The 4,338-nt window shown below is 58.0% G+C and carries 5 protein-coding genes; all 5 read right to left on the bottom strand.

The window, feature by feature from the left end:
• Nucleotides 1–110: 110 nt before the first annotated feature.
• Complete coding sequence (locus tag QOC89_RS21655) at nucleotides 111–2,027, bottom strand: SMP-30/gluconolaconase/LRE-like region family protein (RefSeq protein ID WP_323046884.1); 1,917 nt, start codon at nucleotides 2,025–2,027, stop codon at nucleotides 111–113.
• Between the two features lie 262 nt (nucleotides 2,028–2,289).
• Nucleotides 2,290–2,655 (bottom strand): LysR substrate-binding domain-containing protein, encoded by a 366-nt coding sequence (locus QOC89_RS31945; protein ID WP_416340433.1) that lies wholly within the window; start codon nucleotides 2,653–2,655, stop codon nucleotides 2,290–2,292.
• A 6-nt stretch (nucleotides 2,656–2,661) separates the two neighbouring features.
• On the bottom strand, nucleotides 2,662–2,808 hold the full coding sequence (locus QOC89_RS21645; RefSeq protein ID WP_179740537.1) for a DUF3096 domain-containing protein: 147 nt from the start codon (nucleotides 2,806–2,808) through the stop codon (nucleotides 2,662–2,664).
• A gap of 54 nt (nucleotides 2,809–2,862) precedes the next feature.
• Nucleotides 2,863–3,309, bottom strand: a complete 447-nt coding sequence (locus QOC89_RS21640) for a hypothetical protein (RefSeq protein ID WP_323046883.1) — start codon at nucleotides 3,307–3,309, stop codon at nucleotides 2,863–2,865.
• A 113-nt stretch (nucleotides 3,310–3,422) separates the two neighbouring features.
• On the bottom strand, nucleotides 3,423–4,338 hold a 916-nt coding region (locus tag QOC89_RS21635), incomplete at its 5' end, for a porin (RefSeq protein WP_323046882.1).

The following is a 4,338-nucleotide window of genomic DNA, read 5'->3' as shown; positions in this document are numbered from 1 at the left end:
GGTGAACCTTCTCGACGTCTTCGAGAAAGAACTCAACGATGCGAATTCAACGAAATCCGAAATCCGCACCGCAGCATTTTTCGTCTGATGGTTGACTCGAAATTAACCAGTCAAGGTGTCCAGCGATAAACAACAATACTGGAACCGTTGTAGTTGTCTTTCGTGATCACATACTCACCCGCCGCTCTCAGGTACACCCTCAGACCGTACATGGAATCCACGTCGTTACCCACATCCACCGTGCCCGCACTCGAGTTGATCAGTGTCGTATCGAGGTGGCCGGTAGTGAGATTGAAGGCGTCGATGTTGGGCACCGTATGCACGTAGCCGACAAAGAGATAATTCCCGGCGGCCGTGATCGACTTGGGATTCACACTGGTAAGGTTGATCACCGGATCGGGCCACGTCGTGTTGCCCGCGCTCCAACCGTGATACACCTCGATTCTCGATTGCATCGCCGTCCAGTCCCAGCTCCCGGCAATGCCTTGCGCGAGAATCATGGTATCGCTCTCCGGCAGGTAGATAATGCGCGTCAATGGCCGGATGCTCTCCGGAATGGAGATGGCGATTGCGGATCCCCATGTCGGCTTCCCGCTACCGTCGAACCCGGTCAGCGGGTAGTGATAGATGTGATTCGTCCGATCCAGACCAGCCCATACATCTCCTCTGCTATCGATACAAAATCCACCCGTGACCGAGCGCGTCGTATTGAACGCGGGACCTGGAATCGACGCATCGGGAATCGCGATGTAACCGCTCGCCGGGTTGAAATGGAAAAAATAGAAGACGCCAGGGTTCTGTCCCGACGCGACGAGAATCCGGTTTCCACCGACGCTGACGAGCTGACCGAAGTGCTCGTCGCGCTGCGTGTCGTTCATGTTGAGACGGGGATCGGAAGGATAGCTAAACGGGTCGACGGTATTCGCAACGAAGGTGCCGCCCGCGGTGCCCGTGTAAATGTTGGTGCCACTGTAGAAATAGGCGCCATCCGTCACCGGGTCCGGTGCTGCGACTGCCTCGAAGTTGAGGGACTGAAGTTTCCACTGCAGGTTGCCGGCACTGTTGTACGCGTGAAGGTCGGTGCCCCCATTACGGCCAAGATCCCATCCTCCGCCCCACGGGTTATTGAGCACATACAGGTTGCCGCCAGCATCTTTACCGATGCCGACAACACGCGTGAAGCGCTTGTCGCCAACCTGACCTTTAGTGCCGGTGGTGGTGTCGAGGTAACCGCCTTGAATGCCGAACGTACCGGCCAGCGCCGGCGTACCCGACACGTTGTAGAGCTTGATGTTCATGTCGGGCCCCTGGTCACCGACCATGAGTTGTCCCGACGACGCGTCGAAATACAGCGCGGACGGGCGTGAACCCGCAGACATCTGGATGGTGTTCAACGTCGCGCCGGACGAGCTGAATTCGACGATGGTGCCCGCGCTTTGCCGCGCGACCCAGAGATTACCGGCGCCATCCAAAGCGAGTGCACCGGGACTCGCTACATTGATATCCTGCTGCCACACACCGTCGGTGGAATAGACTCGCACGCGATTGCCAAAAAAATCGCTCGCATAAAGGAGTGATCCGGCCGTAGCCAGCCCGGTGATCACATCGGCGCGCTGAATGGCGTTCCAGGTGCTCACGTGGATGAGAAGATCGCGTGTCTGGGTCGCGCGGTTATATCGTCCTACCACGCCGCTTCCATACGTATTGTTGAACTGCAACGCAGCGAAGATCGACGTGGCGTTCCCCGTAATGGCACCGCCTTGAAATTCGCTGTTGATTCCAATCGAACCCATGCTCTTGCCATTCTGATAGATCGCAACGCCACCCTCGTTTTCGTCCCATAGGGAAGCTGTGTAGATCACGCCTTCGGGCGCGACCCACATCGAGCGCGCCGTGTTGCCCACGTGTGCGGCAAGCGTGCCGAATGTGTTCGCGAGCCAGTCGGTGGTGTATTGCGCCTGACACGTTGACGCAACCACCGCGATCACCGCGCCAAACAGCGCAGCACGAATTCGTTTCTTGATCATGAGTGATGCTCTCCTGACAGTTGTTCCTCGTTAACATAAATCACCTTAAATCACGGGGTGAACTGTGGGAAATGCAGCAGGCATATCTTTGCCGGCTATTCGCAAAGTTTGCGAGTATCGCTCAGGTTATTGCCATTGAGTTCGAAACCATTTCCAGTCGACAACATGTTATGCGCGGAGGATCACGATCCTTCCTCAAGAGACCGTTGTGTAGGGCCGAGTCGACCTTAAGCGATTCGAGCCATGTTTACGGAACAGCCTGTCAGGACCTGACAGAGTCCGGTTTCAGCATATCCATGAACGCCCGCACTTTGGCGCTCAGCAAACGGCGCGAACTATAAAGCGCCCAGATTTGCACGGGGGAACCTGCCTCCGCTCCCAAGCAAACCAGCCGTCCCGCCGACACATCCTGTTCGACCAATAAACGCGGCAGGCGCCAGCCTGGCTCGCCTACGACATGCGCCTGATGATGCGCCGGTATCAACAGGACGGCGCGGTCGCTTCGAAAGCGGAAGTGGATCGCCTGGCTGGGCTGCTCGGGCGGCAGCCGAGGTCCTATCGGGACTTTGCGATCGCCACGGCCGCGGAGTGGGCGAAAGAGTGATTGAACCGGAAGCGTGAAACGCACGTGCGCTCAACGGAGGTGGCTTCCAAAAAGCCCCAGCAGTCCAATCACGATCAGGTAGATCGCCACGATGTAGTTCAACAGACGTGGCACGACAAGAATCAGGATGCCGGCGATCAATGAAGCCAGCGGACCGGCGCTAGTGAGCATATGCACGATTGTCTCCTGATTCGGTTGTTTGCCACGACTCGGTCCAATGAAGTACGGGTATCAATCGCCATTGCAGTAAACGGCTGCGAGAACAAGCGGAATCACCTCGTGAACGACAGCATTGCTGCCTGCCCGGCGTGCACTCGCCGCGACCGACGTGGCTGAGCCGGTCACCACCACGCCATAGGTTGAATGCTTGACCGGCTGGCCGCTGCCTTGTTTGAAGATGGGATCGTCTTTTTCATACCCGAAGACGGCATAGACATGAAAGCCGAATGCCGTCAGGTTGCTGCCGTGCGTGGGTCGAAATGCGTTGACCGAATTCGCTTCGATGCGCATGGGCTTTGGATCGATCGACTGCTCGTCCAGAAGTGCGGCAATGAAATCATGCGGGCTCGATTGGCAATCCAGTTTCGAATCGAGCGCGTCGGCATGGCACATGGCTGGAGAGAATCCCACGCCTAGCGACGCAAGGGCGGATAGCATGCGGAGAACGGACGGTTTCATCGTAGTAGCGCGATCGTTCTGCTGGATTGCTCGACATGCTCAAGGACGATCGCCAGCAGATCGTTGAGATCCCAGAATCATACGGCTGATCCGGCGCGTCTGTACGGTGGCGCTCAGAATCGCTCGATCAATCCAAGCTGCACGCCCTTGACCGGCGCCCCGGGATAAGCAACCGGCAGCCCGGTCACATTGACACCGCGCAGCGTAAAGCTCGCATCGTCGTGATTCGCCAGATAGGCCGCGCTGAAGTAGAAGAGCAGCGTGCGCGAGACATCATATTCGAAGGCCGCACTGAACTGGTCGGCGCTCGCCCCAGCCCCCGTAAAATCACGCACGTGGGCATAGCCGGCAGACGCCCGCGCATGCGGCGAAAAACTGTATTGCGCCGAAAGGGAACCGCCCGCGCCGTGATAAAGCGGCGTACCGCCATCGCCGTTGAAGAAGTTCAGCCACACACGGACTTTCTCAGTCCCGAGCGTCACCCCGCCGAGATTGGCCCGCAGCGCGCCGTCACCATGGGTCTGCTGACGTGAATAGAGCAGCTTGAACGTGCCGATCTGATACTCGGCGGTGACGAAATATCCGTCGATACCATTGCCGTCGTTTTCCGACGGATCCCGCATTGCGAACATGACCGTGGTGTCGAAGCCGGCGATAACCGGCGAAAGATACGTGATCGCGTTATTCGAGTACGGCGTGATCTTCGACAGGTTGTTGAGTCCCGACGCAATCGTGCCGGCGCCAAACGCATCGAGACTGCCCTTGAACGGGATGTAGATCGGCGAGTATTGCCGGCCCACTCTGATCTCTCCCCACGTGCTATGCGTTCCGATCCATGCCTGACGATTGAAGAGAACGCCGGGCGTCTGCAGTGAACCGTCGTTGCTGCCAAAGCCGTTTTCCAGCACGAACACCACCGAGGTATCCGCACCAATCGGCTCACTGCCGCGAAGTCCGACCCGCGAGCCGCGATAGGCGCCGGAGTCGAGACGCGGAGTCCACCCGGAGCCGGGATTGGTTATCTCGATG

The sequence above is a fragment of the Paraburkholderia sp. genome (assembly GCF_034668105.1).
In the GTDB taxonomy this organism is placed as follows: Bacteria; Pseudomonadota; Gammaproteobacteria; order Burkholderiales; family Burkholderiaceae; genus Paraburkholderia.
Note: the sequence above shows the minus strand (reverse complement) of the source record. Positions and strands in the feature narration are given on the sequence as shown.

What these genes read in the sequence shown, in the direction of transcription:
- QOC89_RS21655 (WP_323046884.1), bottom strand. Translation starts at nt 2,027, where the DNA reads ATGATCAAGAAACGAATTCGTGCTGCGCTGTTTGGCGCGGTGATCGCG.
- QOC89_RS21640 (WP_323046883.1), bottom strand. Translation starts at nt 3,309, where the DNA reads ATGAAACCGTCCGTTCTCCGCATGCTATCCGCCCTTGCGTCGCTAGGC.